The 23,230-nt window shown below is 41.9% G+C and carries 19 protein-coding genes; 16 read left to right on the top strand and 3 right to left on the bottom strand.

The features are described 5' to 3' along the window. The first annotated feature begins 343 nt into the window (after nucleotides 1–343). Genes MKY65_RS15580 through pyrE form a run of 8 tightly spaced genes read left to right on the top strand, consistent with a single transcriptional unit; the run spans nucleotide 344 to nucleotide 9,749 of the window. Nucleotides 344–1,273 carry an aspartate carbamoyltransferase catalytic subunit gene (locus tag MKY65_RS15580; protein WP_339178354.1) on the top strand — a complete coding sequence of 310 codons (930 nt, stop codon included), beginning with the start codon at nucleotides 344–346 and terminating at the stop codon, nucleotides 1,271–1,273. Beyond that, nucleotides 1,230–2,513: a dihydroorotase gene (locus MKY65_RS15575; RefSeq protein ID WP_339178352.1), complete on the top strand. Its 1,284-nt coding sequence runs from the start codon at nucleotides 1,230–1,232 to the stop codon at nucleotides 2,511–2,513. The genes MKY65_RS15580 and MKY65_RS15575 overlap by 44 nt, the downstream gene beginning before the upstream one ends. Continuing rightward, nucleotides 2,506–3,606, top strand: a complete 1,101-nt coding sequence (locus MKY65_RS15570) for a carbamoyl phosphate synthase small subunit (RefSeq protein WP_339178349.1) — start codon at nucleotides 2,506–2,508, stop codon at nucleotides 3,604–3,606. Before MKY65_RS15575 ends, MKY65_RS15570 begins: the two co-directional genes overlap by 8 nt. Further along, entirely contained in the window at nucleotides 3,599–6,799 is a 3,201-nt protein-coding gene (gene carB, locus MKY65_RS15565) for a carbamoyl-phosphate synthase large subunit (protein WP_339178346.1), read from the top strand. Before MKY65_RS15570 ends, carB begins: the two co-directional genes overlap by 8 nt. Then, nucleotides 6,796–7,554 (top strand): dihydroorotate dehydrogenase electron transfer subunit, encoded by a 759-nt coding sequence (locus MKY65_RS15560; RefSeq protein ID WP_339178343.1) that lies wholly within the window; start codon nucleotides 6,796–6,798, stop codon nucleotides 7,552–7,554. The genes carB and MKY65_RS15560 overlap by 4 nt, the downstream gene beginning before the upstream one ends. Next, nucleotides 7,551–8,465 carry a dihydroorotate dehydrogenase gene (locus MKY65_RS15555; RefSeq protein WP_339178340.1) on the top strand — a complete coding sequence of 305 codons (915 nt, stop codon included), beginning with the start codon at nucleotides 7,551–7,553 and terminating at the stop codon, nucleotides 8,463–8,465. Before MKY65_RS15560 ends, MKY65_RS15555 begins: the two co-directional genes overlap by 4 nt. Then, entirely contained in the window at nucleotides 8,462–9,151 is a 690-nt protein-coding gene (gene pyrF / locus MKY65_RS15550; RefSeq protein ID WP_339178338.1) for an orotidine-5'-phosphate decarboxylase, read from the top strand. Before MKY65_RS15555 ends, pyrF begins: the two co-directional genes overlap by 4 nt. Beyond that, nucleotides 9,141–9,749 carry an orotate phosphoribosyltransferase gene (gene pyrE, locus MKY65_RS15545; protein ID WP_042535141.1) on the top strand — a complete coding sequence of 203 codons (609 nt, stop codon included), beginning with the start codon at nucleotides 9,141–9,143 and terminating at the stop codon, nucleotides 9,747–9,749. Before pyrF ends, pyrE begins: the two co-directional genes overlap by 11 nt. Nucleotides 9,750–9,801: 52 nt before the next feature. On the opposite strand, the gene MKY65_RS15540 is transcribed toward pyrE, so the two are convergent. Next, a complete protein-coding gene (locus MKY65_RS15540; protein WP_339178332.1) occupies nucleotides 9,802–10,563 on the bottom strand; it encodes a class I SAM-dependent methyltransferase in 762 nt (253 codons plus the stop codon). Nucleotides 10,564–10,722: 159 nt separating this feature from the next. Here MKY65_RS15540 and MKY65_RS15535 point away from each other — a divergent pair, with 159 nt between their 5' ends. Together MKY65_RS15535 and MKY65_RS15530 are read left to right on the top strand one after the other, a co-directional pair. Beyond that, nucleotides 10,723–11,589, top strand: coding sequence for a LysR family transcriptional regulator (locus tag MKY65_RS15535; protein ID WP_339178331.1), 867 nt, complete (start codon nucleotides 10,723–10,725; stop codon nucleotides 11,587–11,589). Nucleotides 11,590–11,866: 277 nt separating this feature from the next. Next, the gene (locus MKY65_RS15530) at nucleotides 11,867–12,289 is read left to right on the top strand and encodes an organic hydroperoxide resistance protein (protein WP_042535135.1); all 423 of its coding nucleotides are present in this window, start codon (nucleotides 11,867–11,869) and stop codon (nucleotides 12,287–12,289) included. Between the two features lie 56 nt (nucleotides 12,290–12,345). Here MKY65_RS15530 and MKY65_RS15525 read toward each other — a convergent pair whose 3' ends face one another. Further along, entirely contained in the window at nucleotides 12,346–12,888 is a 543-nt protein-coding gene (locus MKY65_RS15525; RefSeq protein WP_193063344.1) for an NADPH-dependent FMN reductase, read from the bottom strand. 167 nt (nucleotides 12,889–13,055) lie between these two features. Then, nucleotides 13,056–14,759 carry an NFACT RNA binding domain-containing protein gene (locus MKY65_RS15520; protein ID WP_339178328.1) on the bottom strand — a complete coding sequence of 568 codons (1,704 nt, stop codon included), beginning with the start codon at nucleotides 14,757–14,759 and terminating at the stop codon, nucleotides 13,056–13,058. Nucleotides 14,760–14,859: 100 nt separating this feature from the next. Here MKY65_RS15520 and MKY65_RS15515 point away from each other — a divergent pair, with 100 nt between their 5' ends. The 6 genes from MKY65_RS15515 to priA all read left to right on the top strand — a co-directional run bounded on the left by MKY65_RS15515 (nucleotide 14,860) and on the right by priA (nucleotide 22,749). After that, nucleotides 14,860–17,514, top strand: a complete 2,655-nt coding sequence (locus MKY65_RS15515) for a calcium-translocating P-type ATPase, SERCA-type (protein WP_339178327.1) — start codon at nucleotides 14,860–14,862, stop codon at nucleotides 17,512–17,514. Between the two features lie 253 nt (nucleotides 17,515–17,767). Further along, entirely contained in the window at nucleotides 17,768–18,028 is a 261-nt protein-coding gene (locus MKY65_RS15510; RefSeq protein WP_042535126.1) for a DUF370 domain-containing protein, read from the top strand. 27 nt (nucleotides 18,029–18,055) lie between these two features. Beyond that, nucleotides 18,056–18,676, top strand: a complete 621-nt coding sequence (gene gmk / locus MKY65_RS15505; protein ID WP_339178326.1) for a guanylate kinase — start codon at nucleotides 18,056–18,058, stop codon at nucleotides 18,674–18,676. Beyond that, entirely contained in the window at nucleotides 18,673–18,867 is a 195-nt protein-coding gene (gene rpoZ / locus MKY65_RS15500; protein WP_084613001.1) for a DNA-directed RNA polymerase subunit omega, read from the top strand. The genes gmk and rpoZ overlap by 4 nt, the downstream gene beginning before the upstream one ends. A gap of 268 nt (nucleotides 18,868–19,135) precedes the next feature. After that, nucleotides 19,136–20,344 carry a bifunctional phosphopantothenoylcysteine decarboxylase/phosphopantothenate--cysteine ligase CoaBC gene (gene coaBC / locus MKY65_RS15495; protein ID WP_339178323.1) on the top strand — a complete coding sequence of 403 codons (1,209 nt, stop codon included), beginning with the start codon at nucleotides 19,136–19,138 and terminating at the stop codon, nucleotides 20,342–20,344. After that, nucleotides 20,341–22,749: a primosomal protein N' gene (priA, locus tag MKY65_RS15490; RefSeq protein ID WP_339178321.1), complete on the top strand. Its 2,409-nt coding sequence runs from the start codon at nucleotides 20,341–20,343 to the stop codon at nucleotides 22,747–22,749. The genes coaBC and priA overlap by 4 nt, the downstream gene beginning before the upstream one ends. Nucleotides 22,750–23,230 lie beyond the last annotated feature (481 nt).

Genomic DNA, 23,230 nt, shown 5'->3' with positions numbered 1-23,230 from the left:
TTGCAGTCCCAGTCCCAGGGTGAAGACCTCGCAGAAAAAAAGCGAACTTCTTTTTTTCTACCCGCGGGGCATAAGTGCGACTATGCTTCTGTCTGCGCCTGACGGCTTGCCAATCAGCAAGTCTTCTTTAAAGGAGATGAGCTCGGGGCCCATGGAAAGCGTAGTGTTTTTCCGTAGCGGTCGCACTAACCTGAGAACATTGAGACCTGCGATTACTCGGTCTATTAAAACCGTTGCTGCGATTACTCGTCCCATCAAAACCTGTTAGCAACTTTTTGAACACATATATTTGTATAATAAAAATCAATTTTAAAGAATGACACCAAAGAGGGAGAGATGAATCGTGAAACATTTTATGTCGATGCAGCAGCTGTCGAAAGAAACGATGAATCAAATTCTGAAAGAAGCCGAATTGATAAGAAAATCACCAAGAACCATGAATAAACAGTTATTTGCAGCCAACCTGTTCTTTGAACCAAGCACAAGAACGAAAATGAGCTTTGAAGTTGCACAAAAAAAACTTGGTTTAGAGATGCTGGATTTTCATACCGAAGCTTCCAGCCTTGTCAAGGGAGAGTCCTTATATGACACAGCGAAAACCTTTGAAGCTATAGGTGCAGATGTGTTAGTCGTGCGTCATCCATCTGATAATTGGATAGATGAAATAGAAGAAGAAGGTTACTTGAGCATACCGGTTATCAACGCCGGCTCCGGAAAAGAAGAGCATCCTACACAGTGCATGCTGGATTTACTGACAATGTACCAGGAATTTGGCCATGTTGAAGGCAGGAAGGTTGTTATCGCTGGTGATATCAAGCACAGCCGGGTGGCCAGGTCGAATGCGCTTGCTCTGGAGAAATTAGGAGCTGAAGTTTACTTGAGTGCAGCACCAGGATTTGAAGATACCAGCTTACATTATCCATATATCACGATGGATGAGGCGGTAGAAATAGCGGATGTCGTGATGCTGCTGCGAATTCAGCATGAGCGTCATATTCATAAAGCAGAAACTTCAGATTATCTCACCCTCTATGGTTTAACAATGAAAAGAGCTGCAAAAATGCAGAAACACGCGATTATCATGCATCCCGCCCCAATCAACAGAGGGGTGGAAATCGACAGCAGGCTTGTAGAAAGTAAACAGTCACGTATTTTTAAACAGATGGAAAATGGTGTCTATGTCAGAATGGCAATTTTAATTCATGTATTAAAAGAATGGGGGATTATCAATGAAAACGAAATTAACGAACGCAAAACGCTTAACATCATCTAATGAATTGGTAAACTGTGAGGTGCTTATCGAAGACGGTAAAATCAAAAAGGTGGCCCCGGAAGTAACAGAGCAGGCGGATAACACAATTGATGCAAAGAATAACCTTGTTGCTCCAGGGTTTATCGATGTGCATGTGCATCTGCGTGAACCGGGCGGAGAGTATAAAGAAACGATTCGTACAGGAACAGAAGCAGCTGCCAAAGGAGGATATACTACTATTTGCGCAATGCCAAATACGAATCCGGTTCCGGATAGCCCGGAAACATTGGAGCAGCTGCTTCAAAAAATTAAAGAGGATGCTGTTATCCGTGTTCTTCCCTACGCTTCGATTACAAAAGGTTTAAAAGGTGAAGAACGCACAGATGTTAAAGCGCTGTTTGAGCAGGGAGCTTTTGCCTTTACAGATGATGGGGTAGGTATACAGACTGCCAATCAAATGCTTCAGGCCATGAAGGAAGCAGCTGCATGCGGTGCGGCAATTGTTGCTCATTGTGAAGATAATTCCCTGGTCTATGGCGGAGTAACCCATGATGGAGAAGTAAGCAAGCGCCTAAACCTGCCGGGGATTCCATCTTTAAGTGAATCCGTACAAATTGCCAGAGATGTCCTGTTAGCTGAAGCTGCCGGCTGTCACTATCATGTTTGTCATGTCAGCACGAAGGAATCGGTTCGCGTCATCCGTGATGCAAAAAAAGCTGGTATTCATGTTACAGCGGAGGCATCTCCACACCATTTAATATTAAATGAATCTGATATTACCGAAAATGATGCAAATTTCAAAATGAATCCGCCGTTAAGAGGAAAGGATGACCAGGAAGCACTGATTGAAGGGCTTTTAGATGGTACACTGGATGCTATCGCAACAGACCATGCGCCGCATGGAGAGGAAGAAAAAGCAAATGGTTTCTTAGAAGCGCCATTCGGAATTGTTGGATTAGAAACAGCTTTTCCATTGTTATACACTCATCTGGTACAAAAAAACGTACTAAATTTACATGAATTGATTGATAGAATGACGAAAAAGCCGGCGGATGTGTTCGGACTTCCTTATGGAACGTTGGAAGAAGGAGCGCCAGCAGATTTAACCATTATTGATTTAGGGAAAACAGCAAAAATCGATCGCTATCAATTTGCTTCTAAAGGGAAAAATACACCTTTCCATGGCTGGGAGGTAACAGGATTCCCTGTCCTGACAATGGTAGATGGCAAGGTCGTATTTGAGGAGGGCAACCATGCGTAAACGTAATTTAATTTTGGAAGATGGAACAGTTTTTGAAGGATACGGTTTTGGAAGCGAAGAAGTTTCCAAGGGAGAGATTGTTTTTAATACAGGAATGACTGGATATCAGGAAGTTATCACCGATCCAAGTTATTGCGGACAATTTGTAACGATGACGTACCCTCTCATTGGAAACTATGGAATCAATCGAGACGATTATGAAACAGTGACACCATTTATTCATGGTTTGATTGTGAAAGAATATAGTGAGCAGCCTTCCAATTTCCGGAATGAAGAGACCATCGACAGCTTCCTAAAGGCGAATAATATTCCCGGAATCGCCGGAATCGATACGAGAAAATTAACACGGATTATTCGCAAGCATGGAACGATGAAAGCAGCTATCCTTTCTGCGGAAGAAGATGTAGAAAAAGCAGTAGAAGAATTGAGAAATGCGGAATTTCCTAGAGACCAAGTAAAACAGACATCCACAAGCAAGCCTTACGTTGTTCCAGGCAGAGGAAGCCGTGTGGTACTGGTTGATTTTGGTGCAAAGCATGGTATTCTGCGGGAATTAACGAAACGGGATTGCCAAATTACGGTGGTTCCTTATAACTATCGTGCAGAGGACATTCTGCGTCTCCGTCCAGACGGCATCATGCTGACAAATGGACCGGGAGATCCAAAAGATGTACCGGAAGCGATTGAAATGATCAAAGAGATTCTCGGGCAGGTGCCGATATTTGGAATTTGTCTTGGACATCAGCTTCTGTCTTTAGCCTGCGGGGCAAATACAGAAAAGATGAAATTTGGACATCGCGGTGCGAATCATCCAGTGAAAGATTTAGAGAATGATAAAACGTACCTTACTTCCCAGAATCATAGTTATGCAGTAAATCCAGATTCCCTTGAAAATACGGGGCTTGAACTGACACAGATCGCCATCAATGATGAAACCGTAGAGGGAGTAAGACACACGAAGTATCCGGCGTTCTCGGTACAGTACCACCCGGAAGCATCTCCGGGACCAGAGGATACCAATTATCTATTTGATGAATTTTTAAAAATGATGAAGCAGCAAGTGAAGAAGCAGGAGGTTCATATTCATGCCTAAACGTACAGATATTCAAAAAATTCTCGTGATTGGATCTGGCCCGATTGTCATTGGACAAGCGGCCGAATTCGACTATTCTGGAACTCAGGCTTGTCAAGCATTGAGAGAAGAAGGTTATGAGGTTATTTTAGCCAACTCCAATCCGGCAACAATTATGACAGATAACACAGTTGCAGATAAAGTATATATGGAACCTTTAACAGAAGAATTCTTAACAAAAATTATTCGTAAAGAGCATCCGGACGCTATTTTGCCGACATTAGGCGGACAAACAGGCTTAAACCTTGCTATGGAGCTTGTCCGTAAAGGGGTATTGGAAGATCATAAAGTACAGCTTCTGGGAACCGCACCGGAATCGATTCAGCAGGCCGAGGATAGAGAGCTGTTCCGTACCTTGATGAATGAGTTGGATGAGCCAGTGCCGGAAAGTGAAATTGTACATACCGTGGAGGAGGCTGTTAATTTCGCCAATACCATCGGCTATCCGCTCATTGTGCGCCCGGCATACACGCTTGGCGGTACAGGCGGAGGAATGTGCTACAGCGAGGAAGAGCTGAAGGAAATCACACATAACGGACTGGTGCTTTCTCCAGTAAACCAGTGTCTGATTGAACGAAATATTGCAGGGTTTAAAGAAATAGAGTATGAAGTGATGCGTGACCATAAGGATCAGGCAATTGTGGTTTGTAACATGGAAAATATCGACCCGGTAGGAATTCATACAGGGGATTCGATTGTTGTGGCCCCGTCACAAACCTTAAGTGACCGGGAATATCATATGCTGCGTAATGCTTCCTTGAAAATTATTCGTGCTTTAGAAATTGAAGGCGGCTGTAATGTTCAGCTGGCATTAGATCCATACAGCTTCCAATACTACATTATTGAAGTGAACCCGCGTGTCAGCCGCTCATCTGCTTTGGCGTCTAAAGCAACAGGTTATCCGATAGCCAAAATTGCAGCGAAAATCGCGGTTGGTTATACGCTCGATGAAATTATCAATCCGATTACCGGTAAAACCTATTCGATGTTTGAGCCGGCGTTAGACTACGTGGTTACTAAATTCCCGCGTTTTCCATTTGATAAATTTACATCAGGAGACCGCCGTTTAGGCACACAGATGAAGGCGACTGGTGAAGTAATGGCAATTGGCCGTAATTTGGAAGAATCCTTACTTAAAGGTGTACGTTCCCTGGAAATGGGAACAGAAGAGCTTTACCTTGCAAAAGCAGAGGGCTTAGATGAAGAAACATTAGATAGACGCTTGAAGCGTGCAGATGATGAACGTATTTTTCTCTTGGCAGAAGCATTGCGCCGCGGTTATTCGGTCGATAAAATCTTTGACATGACCAAGATTGACCGTTTCTTCTTAAACAGCTTAAATAAAATTATTGAAACAGAGAAAGCCTTGATTGAAAATAAAAACGATATGGCAGTGTTAAAAGCAGCAAAAGAGCTGGGCATTGCAGATGAGCAGGTTTCCAGACTCTGGGATGTTCCGCTGGATGACGTATATGCATTAAGAAAAGAAAACAATCTCTTCCCGGTTTATAAAATGGTAGATACCTGCGCAGCAGAATTTGAGTCGGAAACACCTTATTTCTATAGCTCGTATGAAACAGAAAATGAATCGGAAGTAACAGAACGTAAGAAAATCCTCGTGCTTGGTTCCGGACCAATCCGCATCGGACAAGGGATTGAGTTTGATTATGCGACCGTGCATTCGGTATTTGCAATTAAAGAGCTGGGCTATGAAGCAATTATTATGAATAATAATCCGGAAACCGTATCTACTGATTTTACGATTTCCGATAAACTTTACTTTGAGCCGCTTACGCTGGAAGATGTCATGCATGTGATTGAACTGGAAAAACCAGAAGGCGTGATTGTGCAGTTTGGCGGTCAAACTGCGATTAATCTGGCAGATGGACTGGAACGCCGCGGAGTGAAAATCCTAGGTACTGGCCTGGAAGCAATTGATCGTGCAGAGGATCGCGATAAATTTGAAGTATTATTAGATGAGCTTGACTTACTTCGCCCGCAAGGAAAGGCAGTACCAAGATTAGATAAGGCAATTGAAACAGCAAATGAAATTGGCTATCCGGTACTTGTACGCCCTTCTTATGTTATTGGCGGCAGCCGTATGGAAATTGTATACAGTGAAAAAGAGCTGGAAAATTATTTAGCGAAATCAGATGGTGTGGATTCTGCCCATCCGATTTTAATCGATAAATATTTAACAGGAATGGAAGCAGAAGTAGATGCCATCAGTGATGGAGAAACAACGATTGTTCCTGGAATCATGGAGCATATCGAACGCGCTGGAGTCCACTCTGGTGACTCGATGGCTGTATATCCTCCGCAGCGTTTAAGTGAAGCTGTAAAAGAAAAATGTCTGGATGCAGCAGTGAAGATTTCAAGCGCATTGAACGTAAAAGGGCTAATCAATATCCAATTTATTATCCGTGATGAAGATGTTTATGTGCTTGAAGTAAATCCAAGAGCCAGCAGAACAATTCCATTTCTAAGCAAGATTACCGGCGTAACGATGGCAAATATTGCTACGAAATGTATCTTAGGTGAGAAATTAGCCGATATGGGCTATGAAACTGGTATTTTACCTGAGCAGAATCTTGTTTCTGTCAAAATTCCAGTTTTCTCTTTTGAAAAATTACGCAGTGTGGATACCATTCTTGGACCAGAAATGAAATCTACCGGCGAGGCAATCGGTTATGATAAAACATTAGAAAAAGCATTGTATAAAGGACTTATTGCTTCCGGATTAAAAGTTCCGCAAGAAGGCGGCGTATTATTGACCGTTGCCGATAAGGACAAGGCAGAAATGCTGGAAGTAGCAGAACGGTTCCATCAGCTTGGGTTTGTCCTCTATGCAACACAAGGGACAGCATCCTTTATTCAGGAAGAAGGCGATATTCCTGTTGTTCAAGTAGGTAAAGTAGGGGTAGACGAGCCGAATGTATTATCCATCATTGAAGAAGGAAAAGTCCAATTTGTTATCAATACACTTAATTCTGGGCAAAAACCAAGGTCGGATGGTTTCTTAATCCGCCGTGAAGCAGTAGAGCATGGCATTGCAAGCCTGACAAGCTTAGACACGGTGAATGCAATTATCAATGTCATTGATTCCACAACATTTACAGCACAATCCATTAGCCAGCAAAAGGTGAAGCAATGATGAAGAAAAGACATGAAATGGAAGTAATCGCTGTTGATACAATCGCCAAAGAAACAATTGAAATGACATTGTATCAGCCGGAAATCAGTCAGCAAACTGTGCCGGGACAATTCCTGCATTTGCTTGTCCCCGGTTTTACATTAAGAAGGCCTATCTCAATTGCCAAGGTCAATTCAGAGGAAGGCACCGTCACCATTTTGTTTAAAGTCGTCGGCGGCGGCACAAAAGCGTTAGCAGCTTATCAGCCGGGAATGACAGTCGATGCACTTGGTCCAAATGGAAATGGTTTTCAGGTAGATGATGTACAAGAAGGAGAACGTATTCTGTTAGTAGGTGGAGGAATTGGGGTTCCTCCCATCTACCACCTCGCCAAGCGCTTGAGTGAAAAGAATGTGGAGCTTGTTGCTGTATTAGGATTTCAATCCAAGGATTATGTCTTTTACGAAGAAGCATTCCAGAAAATAACGGAAACGTATGTAGTCACTAATGATGGCTCCTATGGACATCAAGGGTTTGTCACACATGTGTTTTCTGAAGTGGGCGCCTTTGATCAATATTTCAGCTGCGGACCGCTGCCAATGCTCCGCGCTGTGACCACAGAATTAAAAGATGCGGCAGGAAAAGTATCTCTGGAAGAACGGATGGGCTGCGGAGTCGGTGCATGTATGGCTTGTGTGCTGCCGACGGTGGATAACAGCTATAAGAAGATTTGCAGTGACGGTCCCGTATTTTCTGCGCAGGAGGTTATTTTATGAATCTAGAGGTGAAATTGCCTGGACTAACATTAAAAAATCCGATTATGCCGGCATCAGGCTGCTTTGGGTTTGGCAAGGAGTACAGTGAATTCTACGATTTAAGCCGGTTAGGCGCTGTTATTATGAAGGCGGCAACGCAATTTGAACGCTTTGGAAATCCGACGCCGCGTGTTGCAGAAACTTCTTCAGGCATGTTAAATGCCATTGGTCTGCAAAATCCGGGAGTAGAGCGGATTATTGCCAATGAAGTTCCCAGACTTGCTGCATATGATACATCTATTATCGCAAACGTTGCTGGAAGCTCATTAGAGGAATATATTTTTGTAGCCAGTGCATTTAATCAGACTAAGGATGTGCATGCATTAGAATTAAATATCTCCTGTCCCAATGTAAAAGAGGGCGGTATTCAATTTGGCACAGATCCGGAAATGGCTAAACGCGTTACATCCGCAGTGAAAGAGGCGAGTAATCTTCCTGTGTATGTGAAGCTGTCCCCTAATGTGACCAATATTGTCGAAATGGCAAAAGCCGTAGAAGAAGCCGGTGCGGATGGACTTTCCATGATAAATACATTAACGGGTATGAAGCTGCATTTGCCGACTGGAAAACCGCTGATTGCCAATCAGACTGGCGGATTATCCGGTCCGGCTATTAAGCCGATTGCAATCCGGATGATTTATGAAGTGCGGCAGCAGGTGTCTATTCCGATTATCGGCATGGGGGGCATTTCTACTGCCGAGGATGTGCTGGAATTCCTGCAGGCTGGTGCAGATGCAGTAGCAATTGGTACAGCCAATTTCCAAAATCCTTTTGCGTGTGTAGATATCATTGATGCGCTTCCAGAAACACTAATGAACTATCAATATACGTCTGTGCAAGATGTAATTAATAGAAGGGGCGTACAGGTATGAGTGTCTTTGTCGCATTAGATTTTCCAACATGGACCGAAACGGAACGGTTTTTAAAGGATAATGATCTTGCAGGCGTCCCTGTAAAAGTCGGAATGGAGCTTTTTTATCGAGAAGGACCGGCAATCATTGAAAAATTGAAAGCAGATAACCACCCTATTTTCTTAGATTTAAAGCTTCACGATATTCCAAATACGGTTCATCAGGCAATGAAAAATATTGCTTCTTTGAACGTAGATATGGTAACAACGCATGCGATTGGCGGAAAAGAGATGATTTATCAGGCGAAGCAGGGGCTGGCAGGTTCATCTACCAAGCTGATGGCAGTGACGATCCTTACTTCAATGGATGATGATGTTTTAGAGCAGGAGCTTGGTTTATCAGGCGATGTAGAAGAGAATGTTATCCGTTTTGCAGCACTCGCAAAAGAAGCAGGAGCAGATGGAGTGGTCAGCTCCGTTCATGAGGTGCCAGTAATCAAAAAGCATTGTGGTGACGACTTCTTGTCCATCACTCCGGGCATCCGTTTAGCAGATTCTTCCCAGGATGATCAGAGACGAGTAGCGACGCCTGAGAAAGCGAAAGAGCTGGGCAGTGATTTCCTGGTTGTCGGCAGAAGCATTACCAAAGCAGAAAATCCAAGAAAAGCGTATGAACAAGTGATGAAGGAGTGGCAGCATGGAGAATAATATAACCAAAGATTTATTAGCAATTGAAGCCGTACAATTAAATGCAGATAACTATTTCACATGGACATCTGGACTTAAATCACCTATCTATTGTGATAACCGTTTAACGATGAGCTATCCTGCCGTCCGCAAAAAAATTGTTCAAGCATTTGCAGATATGGTGAAAAATAGTGATACCAAACCGGAAGTTATTGCCGGCTGTGCAACAGCAGGTATCCCGCATGCAGCCTGGCTGGCAGAAGAGCTTGATTTACCAATGGTATATGTACGTTCGAAGCCAAAAGGACATGGAAAAGGCAACCAGATTGAAGGGGCATCGGTAGAAGGGAAAAAGGTACTTGTGATTGAAGACCTGATCTCCACTGGCGGGTCATCCATTCAATCTGCCGAGGCGTTAAAACAAGATGGCGCTGAAATTACAGCAGTATATTCCATTTTCACATATGGACTTCCAAGAGCCCAAAAAGCTTTTGAAGAAGCAGGCTTCTCTTATGAATCGATAACCGGTTTTGATCAGCTGTTAGAATTACTTATTGAAGAAAATAAGCTTACAGAGAAAGAAAAAGAGACAGTACTTGCTTGGAGAAGCGAGTTATAAGAATAAGAAAGAAGGATGTGACTCGTAAAAGAGGGCACATCCTTTCTTATTTTTATTTTTCCCACATACTTATCCATTCATCAATGGAAAAGGAGAGAATGGTATTTTCATCTTTTTGTAAACGTATCGCTTCTTGCAGCTTTTCATCGGCTGTTTCGATAAAACGAGTAACCTGCTGGCGTACTTCCTCCGAATCTACAGTACGGTCAAGCCAGTCTTGGAAAGGAAGCTCTTTTATCCGTATATTCTCCTGCAGTAACGTAAATGGATGTTTAGAAAATAGTTTTTTCCATTCGGAGATTTTTTTTGCACGTTCATGACTGGGATCACGCATGGCTTCCAGCTGATTTAAAAATTGATCAGCTGCATCCTCCTCTGGAGCTACATTATCAACAAATAAACATTTTCCGCCAGGCTTCAACACACGATATACTTCTTGAATAAACTTCTTAGGTCGTGGAAAATGATGGGCCGCGATACGGCAGGTGATAATATCCATAGAGTCATCCAGAAAGGGAAGTTCCTCTGCATCAGCAATAATCAGCAGGATGTTATCGTTTTCATTTATGCTATTCCTCACACCGGTCAGCATGGACGGGGTTAAATCGGTTGCGATAACTTGTTTGGCGATGGGAGCTAACGTTTTTGCGACCTGACCTCCTCCTGTTGCAATATCTAAAATGATTTGGTCAGTGGATGGCTTTAACCATTCCGCGATTTTTTGTAAAGCGGCGGGGTTGCTATGTGTACGGCTGTTGACATAAGCATCCTTCCTTTTTGTGAATAATTCTTTGTTCTGCAATTTTTTATCCATTTAACACCGTTCCTTTCTTAATTTTTAGTAGAAAGTAAATTTCATGAGCAATTCATGCTGGAAAGTCTTCTTAAACTGATGTTATATGATATAATCGGATAAGTAAAATACTATATTATAATCAAAAATGATAACCTGTACTTATCGGAGGTTTTTGCTATGCGGATGGATGATTATGAAATCCTTTTAAAACTCTATGAAATTGGCACGATAAGGGGAACAGCAAAAGCGATTCTCATTTCTCAGCCAGCGGTTACCCAGCGTTTGAAATACATGGAGAACTATTTTGGGGAAGAGATATTTATACGAACATCAAAACGTTTATTACCCACACCTGCTGGAGAACAAATTATTCAGCATGCCAAAGAAACGGTGGAAAAGGAGCGGCTGTTTAAAAATCGTTTAGCGGAGACGGGTGAAGCGATACAAGGTACGCTGTCGATTGCCTGTTCTTCGTTGATCAGCCAGCGTTACTTGCCGGACATTTTAGGGGAATACACTGCTGCCTACCCCAAGGTAACGATTGATTTAGTAACAGGCATCAGTGAAAATATCAAACAAAATCATAAGCAATATCATGTATGCATTATTCGCGGCGAGAAATTAAAAGAAACGACCTCAGTTCATTTGTTTGATGACCCGCTTTATATTTTTGATACAGAACCTTTTCCGGAGCAAGCTTTAAAAGAAAGACCTATTATTTCCTTTAAGAGTGATGACAGCATGCATGAGCTTGTCGACAGCTGGTTGTTTGAACAGCAGAATTACATTAAACCGCAAAAAAAGATGACCGTGGATCAAATCGAAACGTGTAAACAGTTTATGAAGCAGGGAATTGGCATGGCCGTGTTGCCCGGCAGTGTCTCAAATCATCTGAAGGAGCACTATCCGTATATTCCTTTATTTTTAGAGAAAAAGGCAGTAACCCGAGATACATGGGTCTGCTTCCAGGAAGGGATCCGCCAGCTCCCGCAGGTCGATCATTTTCTTCGGCTGCTGGAAAATTATGATTTTGTCGCAGTGTAACTGGCTGGGACTGCGGTTACTCGTCCCATCAAAAGGCTTTTGTAAGACTCCCGCTTCAAGAATAGGTGGAAATCGAACATTCTAAGTGAGAGATCTAACAGCCAGTAACGGCCCGATTGGTTCCTTTCAAATTCAGTAGGAGATGAAAAGGCCCCCACTGAATGAAGTTTCACTTTATCGCAGATTAAAATAAAGTATCTTTAGAAAAAAAGGTTTAAAGAAAATGAATAAAGGTAATAGTACCATTAGATTAAATGATAAAGGAGCAGTGATTTCAATGAGTAATATTATTTTCAGTTCAAAAGCAACCGCACAAAACGGCAGAGACGGACATGTAAAATCAGATGATGGGATTATCGATGTTAACTTAGTTAATCCAGCCGGAAATAAATCAGATGAAAAAGGCTCCAACCCGGAACAGCTCTTTGCTGCTGGTTACGCAGCTTGCTATGATGGGGCACTTAATTTAATGGCATCCAATCAGGGAAAAAATATTACGTCAGAAACAACAGCAGAAGTTCATTTTATGAAAGACCCTGCTGACGACGGCTTTAAAATCGGCGCAACTCTGCATATCAAAATAGAAGGCGTTGATCAGAAAGAAGCGGAAGAACTGGCAGAAGCTGCGCATCAATTTTGCCCTTATTCGAAAGCAACGAGAGGTAATATTGATGTTGAACTGAAACCGACCGCAGTTTAAAAATCTATGTATAAAAAAATTCCAGCCGATAAAGGCTGGATTTTTTTATACATAGATTACTGATTTTTCATCCCCTGCTGCAAGGAAACCATTTCCTCTCCAAGCGCTTGAAGTCTTTCCAAAACACGTTCATCAATAATTTCATCACTGTCCATATTAAAAGCACTATTATGGACAAACACATTCCCGGTTGGAACTAAGCCTTTAAAATAAGACAGAATCGATCTTAGATGATATTCCATGACAAGAAAATGCCGGTCTGACCATCCAGTAGCAACCATTCCCGTTACTTTATGTTTAAAAGTGTATTCCGGTAAGTGGTCAAACAGATTTTTTAACGCTCCAGAAATCGATGCTTGATAAATTGGAGTCCCAAACACAAGGAAATCAGCGGAAGCAATTTTTTGAACAACATCCCAGGTATCTTCATTATAGTCTGCCAAGGGAGCACCGTTAAAAAAGTCGATTTCATAATCTCTTAAGTCTACTAATTCTGTTTTTATGGATGAATCGAAACGGCGAGCGTGGACTAGAATCTGATTAACAACAATCGATGTTTTATCTCCTGCAAGTGCACCTGATATTCCAACAAGTTTCATATATTTTAACCTCTTTTCCAGATGATTTTAATTAATAATTATAGTATGAGTTTATCATTTAGAAGGAGAAGGCTCTAATTTAATGATTGGTTTAGGCAATAAATCCGGATGATATTTTATTCATAAAAATTTGGTGTATCACGTCAGAGAAATGATACACCAGATTTTTATTTTACTTTCAGTTGATCCACCATCTCTTTTTTCGGCGTCACAAACAATGTTTTTTGATTATCATACGTCACGTACCCGGGTTTCGAGCCATTCGGTTTTTTTACGTGGCGAATCAACGTGTAGTCTACCGGTACAGAAGAAGATTGCTGGGATTTACTGTAATAAGCAGCTAAAACAGCAGCCTCCTCTAATGTCTTTTCACTTGGCTCTCTGTCCCGGATGATTACGTGTGACCCGGGAATGTCCTTCGTATGGAGCCAGATATCATCGCGGTGTGCCAGCCGCATCGTGGCGTATTCATTCTGTTTGTTATTTTTCCCGACTAATATCGTTGTGCCGTCAGAAGACTGGTAGGTTTCAGGTTTTGGCTTCTGCGGTTTTTTCGTCTTTTTCGAAGCACGCTGTTTTCGCAAATATCCTTCTTCCCGGAGCTCCTCGCGAATTTCTTCAATATCATCAGTACTTGCTACATCCAACTGCTGCAATAACTGATCGAAATAAACGATTTCTTCGTTCGTACGTTTGATTTCTGTTTCCATCATCTTACGGGAATTCTTCAGCTTCTGATAGGTTTTGAAATAATTCTGTGCATTGCCGCTTGGTGATTTATTTGGGTTTAGCGGAATAGTGATTTCTTTTTGATCCGGATCATAATAATCTACAACGGAGATTTCTTTTTGATTCGGCTTGACTAAATGCATATGCGCAGTTAAAAGCTCACCCATTTTTTGGTAGTGATCTGCCCGTTCAGATTTTTCTACCGTCTGCCGATGTTTTTTCAGCTTGCGGACGTTTTTATCCTGTTCATTTTTAATAAAGCGATAGAGGTCTTTTGCCTGCTGCTTGACCCGGTCCCGCTCGGCTTTGCCGGAGTAAAAGGCATCGAGCATCGTATTGACCTCTTCAAAAACCGTGTCTGCTGGTTCATCTGGAAAAGACAGTACATGAAAATCTTCTTTTGGCTCCTGATAGATAGCAGGCTGATAATCATTTTCCTGTAATTGCTTTTGCACTAGAGAAAGCGTATTTTCAAAATCTTGATTCGTGCCGAGTCGGACGTGCTCGATCATTTTTTTCGTCACAAATGGGGAAAAGCCTTCTAATAACCCAAGCAGCTGTTTATCCATTTTACCTGCATTGAAATCTAATTTTTTTATAATAGATGTGCTGTCTGTCTCTAAAATGTAAAGCTTATACTGGTCAGGCGGCAGTTGATACTGCTGTCCCGGCAAAATCATCCGATGCCTGTTTTGGGATAAGGAGACATGCTTCAGGCTGTCAATAATATGTCCTTTCTCCTGGTCGACTAAAATAAAGTTACTATGCTTGCCCATGAGTTCAATAATTAATTTTTTATAACTGATATCTCCTATTTCATTACGCGTCCGGATGGTGAATGTAACGATCCGCTCCATTCCTTTTTGTTCGATCTGTTCAATAACACTTCCGGTCAGATGCTTCCGCAGCACCATACAAAACATAGGGGGTTCTTTCGGATTGGTGTAGGAATCGTTCGTAATATGAAAACGGGCATAGGTAGGATGGACAGAAAAAAGCAGGCTGTGGTTTACAGACTGGCTGCGGACTGTCATCACAATCTCTGTTTCCGATGGCTGATAAATTTTATTGATTTTTCCTCTTTCTAATTTCGTTCTTAGTTCTTCTGTAACCGCTCTTGTTACAATACCGTCGAATGGCATAAGTAATCACCTCATCGGCAATTATAGCATCTTTTTAGATGTAGAGGCATAGAAATGGATTAAGTGCTTGTACAATTTATGTCTGCCGGAGGAATGTATAATGAAATGGTATCAGCTTACAACCGAAAAATTAGAAGAGACATTACAAGTAAAATCGAATGTCGGGTTAGGAGAGAAGCAGGTTGCGAAAAGACGTCAGCAATACGGCGAGAATGTTCTAGCAGCGAAGAAAAAAATACCTGGATGGATTTTGTTTTTAAAGCAATTTCAGGATTTTATGGTATTAGTTTTATTAGCTGCCACGTTGATAGCCGGATTATTAGGGGAGTATATTGATGCGATTGCGATCATGGTGATTGTATTAATTAATGGAATCATTGGTTATTTTCAAGAGCAGAAAGCAGAAAATTCACTAGAAAAACTGAAAGAATTATCTGCGCCGATAGCCAGTGTCAGACGAGATGGACAGTGGGTCAAGATTCCATCCAAAGACATTGTGGTAGGAGATATTGTCCGGTTTACAAGCGGGGACAGGGTTCCAGCAGATGTAAGAGTGATTAAAACAACCAGCCTGGAAACCGAGGAGTCTGCTTTGACAGGAGAATCCCTTCCTGTTGCGAAACATACCAAAGAAATTAGAATGGACGGATTAGAAGCCCAGGATCAAGTGAATATGGCTTTTATGGGGACATTAGTTACACGGGGATCAGGTGAAGGAATTGTTGTCGGTACAGGAATGAAAACAGTCATGGGGCAGATTGCCACGTTGTTGGATAATACAAAGAAGACCATTACACCGCTGGAAATGAAATTGGCCGAGCTGGGGAAAATCCTGATTGTTGTCGCCTTGTTCTTAACGATACTCGTGGTCGGAGCAGGTATTTTCCAAGGACACCCGATGTATGAAATGTTTTTAGCAGGAGTTTCCTTGGCGGTAGCTGCTATTCCTGAAGGACTGCCGGCGATTGTTACGGTTGCTTTATCACTTGGCGTCCAGCGGATGATTAAAAAGAAAGCCATTGTAAGGAAGCTTTCAGCTGTAGAGACACTAGGATGTGCCTCCGTCATTTGCTCGGATAAGACAGGCACCATGACAGAAAATCAAATGACAGTGAAGGAAGTATATATAAATGGAAAAACATTATATGTTACCGGGGACGGATACCAGACACAGGGAGATTTTCTATATAATCAGAAGAAGGTAGAGGATTCTCATTCTAATTTAAAAACGATGCTGCTATATGGCATGCTGTGTAATCATGCCTCCATTTCTACGAAAAAAGGAAAGAATGTAGTGGATGGCGATCCGACAGATGGTGCGTTACTTGTTGCAGCATATAAATTTGGTTTTCATGAAAATGATAAACAGCCTTTTCGGATTATCAAAGAAATACCATTCGATTCCGATCGGAAGCGGATGAGTGTCGTAATAGAAGATGATAATGGCATGCGTTTATTGATTACAAAAGGTGCACCGGACATGCTGCTGCCGAGGTCATCCCATATTCAAACAAAGGATGGAAAGACTGTTTTAACAAAGGAACAGAGTAAACAGACAGAACAAGCAATGGTAGGGATGGCGGAAAAAGCACTTCGAACGATTGCGATAGGTTTTCGGGTATTATCCCCTTCCGATTCATTAGATACAGCATTGCTGGAAGAGGATTTGACCTTGATTGGCCTGTATGGATTGATGGATCCTCCTAGAAAAGAAGTAAAAGCAGCCGTTCGCGAATGTAAAGAAGCCGGAATTAAAACGGTAATGATAACAGGGGACCATGCGCATACGGCAAGAGCAATTGCAAATCATTTAGAAATTCTTCCAGAGAGCGGGAAAGTATTGGAAGGAAAAGAATTAACACAGATGTCAGACGCTGAATTAGTGGATACGATTGAAGATACGTATGTTTTTGCACGTGTCACGCCAGAGCATAAACTTCGAATCGTCAACGCCTTTCAAGAAAAAGGACATATTGTTGCGATGACAGGAGATGGTGTCAACGATGCACCAGCGATGAAAGCAAGTGATATAGGCATTGCGATGGGAATAAGTGGAACAGATGTCACAAAAGAAGCATCATCGCTCGTGTTAATGGATGATAACTTTGCAACCATTAAATCGGCTATTCAGGAAGGCAGAAATATTTATGAAAATATTCGTAAGTTTATCCGCTATCTGCTGGCTTCCAATGTAGGAGAAATTTTAGTGATGCTCTTTGCTATGCTGCTTGGACTGCCGCTGCCGCTTGTGCCTGTGCAAATTCTATGGGTGAACTTAGTGACAGATGGACTGCCGGCCATGGCATTAGGTGTGGATCAGGCGGAAGGAGACGTCATGAAGCGGGGACCCCGGAATCCGCGTGAAGGCATTTTCTCCCGAGGGCTCGGTTACAAGATTATCAGCAGGGGAATTTTGATTGGGGTTGTCACCTTAATTGCATTTATTGTTGCTTACCAGAATGACCTAAGCAATTTAGTCTATGCGCAGACCATTGCTTTCTCAACTCTGGTGGTAGCACAATTAATTCATGTATTTGACTGCCGCAGCGAAAAATCTATTTTTGCGAGAAATTTGTTTGAAAACCGATACCTGATTTTAGCTGTACTGTCGTCCATGCTGCTGCTCTTAGTTGTTATTTACTTCCCGCCGATTCAGCCGATTTTCCATACCGTCAGCTTGTCTGTGGTTGACTGGTGCCTGATTGTCGGACTGGGAGCATTACCGACCGTATTATTTGGATTTACTAAAAAATAAGACAGGAAACAGCTATCCCATTTATTATGATAAGGCGGATAGCTGTTTTCATTATTTAAAATGTGTATTACAATATTTGCAGGCACTTATATAAAACGGATAAACCAAGCAATTCAAAGCCTGTAAATCTCACTCTATTTTCCTATTTCTTGGTTTTGCTCTTGTAACAAAAAAGTTTATAGTATAAAATTCAATAAAGATACAGTATAATGGTACTATTATAGATAGAAAAGAAATGACAGGGGGAAAAATTTTGAATCTAAGTTTAATAAATATTGGCTTTGGTAATGTTGTTTCCGCAAACCGCATTATTTCTATCGTGTCTCCGGAATCAGCACCAGTAAAACGAATTATTACGGTCGCCAGAGATAATAATAAGTTAGTGGACGCTACCTATGGCAGACGTACCAGAGCTGTTATCATTACGGATAGCGATCATGTTGTATTATCTGCAGTGCAGCCTGAAACAGTAGGACAACGGCTTGTGACAAACGATGAAATTGCAGACGAATAACGAAGCTGGAAATTAGGAGGAAATGGTTTGATTAAAGAGAAAGGCATTTTATTTATTTTATCTGGTCCATCAGGAGTAGGAAAAGGTACAGTTCGTAAAAAATTATTTGAGGAAGAACTAGATCTTCAATATTCTATTTCCATGACAACCAGGGACAGAAGAACCGGGGAAGTCGATGGTGTCGATTATTTTTATAAATCCCGTGAAGAATTTGAAAAGCTGGTGGAAGAAGGCGAGCTTTTAGAATATGCCCAGTATGTAAATAATTATTATGGGACTCCGAGAAAATATGTAGAGGAAACAATTGAAAAAGGACTTGATGTTTTTCTTGAGATAGAAGTGCAGGGAGCAATGCAAGTGAAGAAAAATTTCCCTCAAGGTGTATTTATCTTCCTATTCCCTCCTAGTTTAGAAGAGTTGAAAAATCGTATCGTTAATCGTGGTACAGAATCACAGGAACTTGTTTTAAACCGTTTGAAGGAAGCTCGCAATGAAATAGAAATGATGGATGCCTATGATTATGTTGTCGTCAATGATCAGGTAGAAACAGCAGTTGATAAAGTAAAAGCAATTATCAAAAGTGAGCATTTAAAGCGGGAAAGAATCGCAAAACAATATAAGCAAATTTTGGAGGATGAGTTATCATGATGTTAGAACCTTCTATTGATTCACTGCAAACGAGAATTAAATCAAAATACAGCTTAGTCACTTTATCGGCCAGAAGAGCGAGAGAACTGAGCGAAACAAATGAAGTTTTAGTAGACCGTCCCAAATCGCATAAATTTGTCGGGAAAGCATTAGAAGAAATTGAGGCTGGAAAGCTTTATATTAAAAAATAAATGTAAATTACAGAATAATAAAGACCTTTGCACAGCGAATAATTCTTCATATAAGAATTGTTCGGGGTGCAGAGGTTTTTCTATTTGCAGCGGAGTTGTTTTAAATTTTGCCCAGCCTCTTTTTCAAGCCTTCATTCGGCAGAGAAAGCCTATTATATGTTATAACTATGTATAGAGAAGATAAAAAAATGTTGAAATATGTTTTTAAATGTAAATGCTTATTTAGCATACGAATACGTGAAGAAAAATTATAGAGAGGATGTTTTCCATGCTCCATCAGAAAAAAATACTTTTAGGTGTTTCAGGCGGTATTGCTGTCTATAAGGTAAGTGCGCTTGCAAGTAAGCTGACACAGCTTGGTGCGGAAGTGAAGGTTATCATGACAGAAAGTGCGACGGAATTTGTTACACCGTTAACCTTCCAGGCATTAACAAGAAATCCAGTGTATACAGATACCTTTGATGAAAAAAATCCAAAGAAAATAGCGCATATTGATTTGGCGGACTGGGCGGATATCGCCATTATTGCTCCGGCAACAGCAAATATTATTGCAAAGATGGCCCATGGGCAGGCAGATGATATGCTCTCCACCACCATGCTGGCAACACAGGCTGAGGTATATATAGCTCCGGCCATGAATGTGCATATGTATGATCATCCGGCTGTTATCCAAAACATGAAACAGCTTGAAAAGTGGGGGTACCATTTTATCGAGCCGGGTGATGGCTATTTAGCCTGCGGTTATGTCGGAAAAGGCCGTCTGGAAGAACCCCAGGAAATTATTTCTGTATTGGAACGTCATCAGCAGAGAACACTCGATATGCAGGGGAAAAAGGTGCTTGTCTCTGCCGGACCGACAAAGGAAATGATTGATCCGGTACGTTTCTTTACCAACCGCTCCTCCGGAAAAATGGGTTTTGCTTTAGCTGAAGCAGCTGCAGAACGGGGCGCAGATGTTACGTTAGTTGCCGGACCTGTGTCGATAGAAGCGCAGCATCCATCGATAAAACGAATCGATGTTGTTTCTGCCAAGGAAATGTATGATGCGATGAACGAGCAGTTTGCTGATAAAGATATTGTCATCAAATCAGCTGCTGTAGCCGATTATCGTCCCAAAGAGGTACAAACATCTAAGATGAAGAAAAAAGAAGGCGATGATGTAATAACTCTGGAACGGACAGAGGATATACTAAAAAAACTTGGAGAAAGAAAAGAAAATCAATTTTTAGTCGGGTTTGCTGCAGAAACAGATACCCCAATTGAATATGGACTGGGAAAACGGAAGAAGAAAAATTTAGATGCTATTGTTGTCAATGATGTTAGCCGTGAGGGAGCAGGATTTGAAGGAGATACAAATATTGTTTCCTACATTAATAAAGCGGAATCGGTCATTGAATTGAAGCAGGCTTCCAAAAAACAGATAGCGACCCAGCTCTTAGATTGTATTTTACAAGATATGAAGGATGATTCCATTTGAAAATTGCCAGTGTCATCGTTGATGTGCCGACAAGTGCAACGAATCAAACATACGACTATTTAGTTCCAGAAAAATATCATGAAATCATTACTCCCGGTATGCGCGTCACTGTGCCATTTGGACCGCGGAAGATTATGGGGTTTGTTGTCCAATTAAAGAAGGAAACACATCTATCAAAAGTAAAAGAACTGCATGAGGTGTTAGATATAACACCTGTTTTAACAGAGGAACTGCTCCAGCTGGGGAAATCAGTCGCCAAAAAAACACTTAGCTTATATATTACCGTATTTCAAACGATGCTGCCCCAGGTATTAAAATCCCAGTACACGAAGGATTTGGTACGGGAGACAGACGAATTTCTCAGCCCGGAATTAGAGGATTTGTTTGCAGGCAGAGAATCCATTTCATTTGAAGAATTCACAGCTTCTTCTATCAGCTATTATCAATTACAAAAACAAATAGAAGCTGGAAATATCACGATTTACTATCATGTGAAGTCAAGAATTACGAAAAAACTGCTGACCATGGTGCAATTGGATGTATCAGAAATGCGTGCCATGGAGGCGTTAGAGGATTTAACCAAGCAGGCAAAGAAACAAAAAGAGCTGATTCAATTTCTTATGGGAAATCCGGAGCCGATCGAACAGGCAAAATTAATTCAAACTTTAGGCACCTCTGCTCAGACTGTGAAAACGTTGGTATCCAAAGGGATTGTAAAGACATTTCAGCAGGAAGTATTCCGTGACCCTTATAAGAATCAGCCAATCGAACAGACAGAAGCATTCGAACTGACGGAGGAACAGGCAGAGGCCATCAAACCAGTGATAACTTCTATCGAGGACCAAGAGGATAATATATTTCTATTACACGGTGTTACCGGAAGCGGTAAAACAGAAATTTATCTGCAATCAATCCAGCATGTGATTTCAAAAGGGCAGGAGGCGATTGTTCTTGTACCGGAGATTTCGTTAACGCCACAGATGGTGCGCCGCTTTAAAGGCCGTTTCGGATCCAGTGTAGCAGTTATGCATAGCGGCCTTTCCGCTGGAGAAAAGTATGACGAGTGGAGAAAAATTCAACAAAAGCAGGTCCAAGTGGTTGTCGGTGCCCGCTCTGCGATATTTGCTCCTTTTTCAAATATTGGTATTATTATTATTGATGAAGAGCATGAAACAACCTACAAGCAGGAAGACCAGCCGAGATATCACGCCCGGGACGTTGCGATAGAAAGAGCGGCAAGCCATCGCTGCCCGGTTGTGCTTGGCAGTGCAACGCCTTCGTTAGAAAGCTATGCCAGAGCTAAAAAAGGTGTCTACAAGCTGTTAACGCTTGCCAGCCGTACGAATCAGCAGCAAATGCCAAGTGTTGAGATTGTCGATATGCGCAAAGAACTGCATGCCGGCAACCGGACCATGTTTTCTACGTCGCTTATGGAAAATATGAAGGCTTGTATGGAGCGGGGAGAACAGATTGTACTGCTCTTAAATCGCAGAGGATATTCGACATTTGTGATGTGCCGTGATTGCGGCCATGTATCCGAATGTCCGCATTGTGATATTGCATTAACTTATCATAAGAACTCACATCGGCTTAAATGTCATTATTGTTCCTACGAACAGGCGGTTCCAGCACATTGTCCATCCTGTGAGAGTGATTCCATCCGCTACTTTGGAACAGGTACCCAGCGGGTGGAAGAGTCCTTGGCGAAGCTTCTGCCGGAAGCTCGTGTAATCCGGATGGATGTGGACACAACGAGACGCAAGGGTTCTCATGAAAAATTATTAAAACAATTTTCAGAGAAGAAAGCAGATATTTTACTAGGGACACAGATGATTGCCAAAGGCTTGGATTTTAAAGATGTGACATTGGTCGGAGTATTATCAGCAGACTCGATGCTGCATCTTCCTGATTTCCGTGCCTCCGAACGTACTTTTCAATTATTGACGCAAGTAAGCGGTAGAGCAGGCAGACATGAGCTCACGGGTAATGTAATTGTGCAGACCTATACGCCGGAGCATTATAGTGTGACATATGCTGCCGGCCACAATTTTTTAGATTTTTATCAGCATGAAATGGCTGTCCGAAAAGCATTTCAATATCCGCCGTTCGTTTTTCTTGTATTGGTTACCGTGTCGCATGAAAATCATGCCCGGGCCGTACAGGTTACGGGGGAGATTGTAAAGCAGCTGAGTGAGATTGTGTCACCTGGAACAACTATTTTAGGCCCAACACCTTCCACTATTGCACGGATAAAAGATAGATATCGGTATCAGTGCATGATAAAATACAAGCATGAACCTGACTTAATAAACTATTTAGAACATATTCAATCGGCATACGCTGATGAGATACGGAAGCAGACGCTGCAGTTGTTCATCGATATGCAGCCGTATTATATGATGTGAGGAGGTTCAAAAAGTCCAATAAAAATGACATGGAAGAAAAGGAACTTCTACTAAGAACGTCCACGTCCTGTGGACAACGCAGAAGTCACCACATCCTGTGAAAGCTCGTTAGCTTGCATTTCCGTTGGGGCTGCGATTACTCGCCCCATTAAAAGAGTTGCTCACGTATTTATAAGCATACGTTCCGCTACTCAATGCTGCGCTGCCTCGATCTTCTCGGTCCTTTTTATCGAACTTTTTGAACATAATTTAATCTATATAAATTGAAGTAAGAAATTACACTTTATTTTTCTTATAAAAATGACGAAATAATGATTGAAAACAGTAACTAGCGACGGTTTTTGATGGGGCGAGTAACCGCAGTCCCAGTCCCGGAGGAAAAACACGGAGACTCCTGGTCGGCTAAGAACGGTCACGTCCTGTGACCAACGACCGACACTAGGACGTCCTGTCCGTCGTGGGAAAGCGCGGAGGGAAGACC

Source organism: Oceanobacillus sp. FSL W7-1293, assembly GCF_037969815.1.
Classification (GTDB): Bacteria; Bacillota; Bacilli; order Bacillales; family Amphibacillaceae; genus Oceanobacillus; species Oceanobacillus oncorhynchi.
Note: the sequence above shows the minus strand (reverse complement) of the source record. Positions and strands in the feature narration are given on the sequence as shown.

Excerpts from the sequence above, each read along its gene's own strand:
- MKY65_RS15570 (WP_339178349.1), top strand. The coding sequence starts at position 2,506 with ATGCGTAAACGTAATTTAATTTTGGAAGATGGAACAGTTTTTGAAGGA.
- pyrF (WP_339178338.1), top strand. The coding sequence starts at position 8,462 with ATGAGTGTCTTTGTCGCATTAGATTTTCCAACATGGACCGAAACGGAA.
- rpoZ (WP_084613001.1), top strand. The coding sequence starts at position 18,673 with ATGATGTTAGAACCTTCTATTGATTCACTGCAAACGAGAATTAAATCA.
- coaBC (WP_339178323.1), top strand. The coding sequence starts at position 19,136 with ATGCTCCATCAGAAAAAAATACTTTTAGGTGTTTCAGGCGGTATTGCT.
- MKY65_RS15540 (WP_339178332.1), bottom strand. The coding sequence starts at position 10,563 with ATGGATAAAAAATTGCAGAACAAAGAATTATTCACAAAAAGGAAGGAT.
- MKY65_RS15520 (WP_339178328.1), bottom strand. The coding sequence starts at position 14,759 with ATGCCATTCGACGGTATTGTAACAAGAGCGGTTACAGAAGAACTAAGA.
- MKY65_RS15575 (WP_339178352.1), top strand. The coding sequence starts at position 1,230 with ATGAAAACGAAATTAACGAACGCAAAACGCTTAACATCATCTAATGAA.
- MKY65_RS15555 (WP_339178340.1), top strand. The coding sequence starts at position 7,551 with ATGAATCTAGAGGTGAAATTGCCTGGACTAACATTAAAAAATCCGATT.
- MKY65_RS15515 (WP_339178327.1), top strand. The coding sequence starts at position 14,860 with ATGAAATGGTATCAGCTTACAACCGAAAAATTAGAAGAGACATTACAA.
- MKY65_RS15525 (WP_193063344.1), bottom strand. The coding sequence starts at position 12,888 with ATGAAACTTGTTGGAATATCAGGTGCACTTGCAGGAGATAAAACATCG.
- carB (WP_339178346.1), top strand. The coding sequence starts at position 3,599 with ATGCCTAAACGTACAGATATTCAAAAAATTCTCGTGATTGGATCTGGC.
- MKY65_RS15560 (WP_339178343.1), top strand. The coding sequence starts at position 6,796 with ATGATGAAGAAAAGACATGAAATGGAAGTAATCGCTGTTGATACAATC.
- MKY65_RS15535 (WP_339178331.1), top strand. The coding sequence starts at position 10,723 with ATGCGGATGGATGATTATGAAATCCTTTTAAAACTCTATGAAATTGGC.
- MKY65_RS15530 (WP_042535135.1), top strand. The coding sequence starts at position 11,867 with ATGAGTAATATTATTTTCAGTTCAAAAGCAACCGCACAAAACGGCAGA.
- pyrE (WP_042535141.1), top strand. The coding sequence starts at position 9,141 with ATGGAGAATAATATAACCAAAGATTTATTAGCAATTGAAGCCGTACAA.